The organism is Nonomuraea basaltis (assembly GCF_005893125.1).
Lineage (GTDB): Bacteria > Actinomycetota > Actinomycetes > Streptosporangiales > Streptosporangiaceae > Nonomuraea > Nonomuraea basaltis.
Genome location: NZ_VCJS01000494.1, coordinates 1 through 2,284 on the forward strand (window position 1 = coordinate 1; position 2,284 = coordinate 2,284).

Genomic DNA, 2,284 nt, shown 5'->3' on the forward strand with positions numbered 1-2,284 from the left:
AGCCCCAGCGAATGGTGACCAAGGGTCAGCGGACTCCGGAAAGCATGCCGGCGACCGCCCGAGCGGCAGTGTGTACGTCGTTACCAAGTTCAGCAGGCAGAACACCTTGCAGCCACAGGGTGGCAAAGCCATGGACCAAGGACCACGCCGCCGTACTGAGGACCACGATGTCGTCGCCAGGTTCGGCCACGCCCGCGACGGCAGCGCCGAGAGCGGCCTCACTGCGGGCCTGCGCGGTCTGCAGCGCCGCATCGTCGGTCCGGAGCAGGTCGAGACGGAACATCACCGCGAAGTGGGCGCGGTGCTCGACGGCGAAGGTGACGTAGGCGACGCCGGCTTCCCGCAGGTCGGACGGTTCCACGCGCTGGAGGGCGCCGGTGAGCAGGTCGTAGCCCTCGGTCGCCAGCGCGGTCAGCAGCCCGGCCTTGTCGCCGAAATGGTGGGCAGGGGCGGCGTGGGAAACGCCGACGCGGCGGGCGAGATCGCGAAGGTTGACCGCCCCGGGACCGGACTCCTCGATCACCTCCACGGCCGCGGCCAGGACCGCCTTGCGCAGGTCGCCGTGGTGGTAGCTCTGTTTCATGAGCTCAGTATGCCAGGAACTAGTCATTGACAAGTTCTGCGCCTGAACCTAATCTAGCCAGTGACTAGATCTCACGCGAAAGGCCCTACCATGGAACCGCTCATCACCCTCACGGTCGTCACCGCGCTGACCCTGCTCGTGGGCATCGTCTGGAAGAAGCCGTCGCTGCGCCGTGTTCCCGTGGCGCTGCGGGCCGGGCTGGCGGCTATGTTCCTGCTCACCGCGACCGTGCACTTCGTCGGCATGCGCGCGGAGTTAATCGCCATGGTGCCCCCGTGGCTGCCCGCGCCGGAGCTGCTGGTGGACATCACCGGCGTCACCGAGATCGCCGGAGCCGTCGGCCTGCTCATTCCGCGCACCGCCATGTGGGCAGCGGGCGGGCTCACCCTTCAGCTCGTACTGATGTTCCCCGCCAACGTGCACCTGGCCCTTTCCGGGCAGGCGCTCCCATGGTGGGACCAGCTTCCGGGGCGGACGCTGATGCAGCTCGTCTTCCTGGCGGCCACCACGACGGTGCTCGTGGATCGGCTCCGCGCACGCAAGGAATCCGGGCTACCGAAGCGTCTCATCCACGCATAGACCCATCGGAGAATCACCATGAGCCCTACCCATGTGTTATCGATCATCGCGATTCTCTCCATCGTCACGGTGGAGTTCGGCGGCCACGCGTTGCTGCGCTTTATCACCACCGACGCCGGAGAACTCGGCGAACTTCGCGAGCGTTTCTTCCGCGCCGGGCACGCCCATGCCGGGGTTCTGCTCGTCCTGTCGCTGGTGTACCTGCTCTATCTGCCCCGCGCCGAGCTCTCCGACGGCCTGGAGTGGCTCTTCGGCGGGCTGCTACTCGTCGGTGTGCTCGCCCAATCGGGTGGGTTCTTCATCCATCTGGGGATCGGCAAGGAAGGCAAGAGCTCTGCTGGAACGGCCCTCACTCGCGTAGGCGCTCTGCTCCTCGCCGCCGCACTGGTGGCCCTTGCCGTTGCGCTCTTCCGCGTCGCCTGACTGGCGGGAAGGTTCCGAACCGGACAGAGGCCAGTAGTACTCAGGCATTACCCCCACCAGATCGGGATCAGCGTCGTCATCAGGCATCTCCAGGCCGGTGACAACCTGAGCGAGTTCGGTGGCCTTGACCAGATCGCCCTCCGTATCCATGTGCAACCCACGCATACGCTCCAGCAGACGATCAGGATCGATACCGGAACGCCTGTCGAGCTGGTCGGGCTCGAACGCGGTCACGACCACACCGACCCCTGCGGGGCAGATGGCGGTGCCGGCGGCCTCCTCGATGAGGAAGTCATCCAGGGTGTAGCCGCCGCCGGCCACGGCCGGACGCAGCGGTGCGGGCTTGACGATGACGGTATGCCCGGCATCGGCCAGCGCAGCGCGGACCTCGCCGGTGCCGTCGGCGCTATCGCCCAGCACCTCCAACGTCGCAGTGTGGGCAGCGGCCTCGGTGGGGCGTCTGCAAGGGCCTGGGCCAGCAGGGCGAGGCCGATCACCGCCTCGTGGTTGTCGGCACCGGTGGCCTTGGTCAGCCGGACGCCAGTGAACAGCCCGGTGCCGGGTTCGATCACGACGTGTGCCTTGTAGCCGTCCTGGCGCTGATGCACGGTCTTGTGCACGTGCCGGGGCTTCGGGATCGACGGTGGAGACGCCTGCACCCACGGTAGAGGGCGGTTCCCCGATCAAAAGTCACGACCA

Annotated in this window: 3 protein-coding genes and 1 pseudogene; 1 reads left to right on the forward strand and 3 read right to left on the reverse strand. The window is 67.1% G+C overall.

Features of this window, described 5'->3' with window-relative positions; translation table 11 throughout:
• Positions 1-25: 25 nt before the first annotated feature.
• A complete protein-coding gene (locus EJK15_RS68835) occupies positions 26-583 on the reverse strand; it encodes a TetR/AcrR family transcriptional regulator (RefSeq protein WP_138720855.1) in 558 nt (185 codons plus the stop codon).
• Positions 584-673: 90 nt separating this feature from the next.
• Between EJK15_RS68835 and EJK15_RS68840 the strand changes: the two genes are divergently transcribed.
• Positions 674-1,162 carry a DoxX family protein gene (locus EJK15_RS68840; RefSeq protein WP_138720856.1) on the forward strand — a complete coding sequence of 163 codons (489 nt, stop codon included), beginning with the start codon at positions 674-676 and terminating at the stop codon, positions 1,160-1,162.
• A 36-nt stretch (positions 1,163-1,198) separates the two neighbouring features.
• Here EJK15_RS68840 and EJK15_RS77050 read toward each other — a convergent pair whose 3' ends face one another.
• Together EJK15_RS77050 and EJK15_RS76030 are read right to left on the reverse strand one after the other, a co-directional pair.
• On the reverse strand, positions 1,199-1,330 hold the full coding sequence (locus EJK15_RS77050) for a hypothetical protein (RefSeq protein ID WP_276615629.1): 132 nt from the start codon (positions 1,328-1,330) through the stop codon (positions 1,199-1,201).
• 504 nt (positions 1,331-1,834) lie between these two features.
• A pseudogene (locus tag EJK15_RS76030) lies at positions 1,835-2,236 on the reverse strand (transposase); the annotation flags it as partial.
• Between the last annotated feature and the right edge of the window lie 48 nt (positions 2,237-2,284).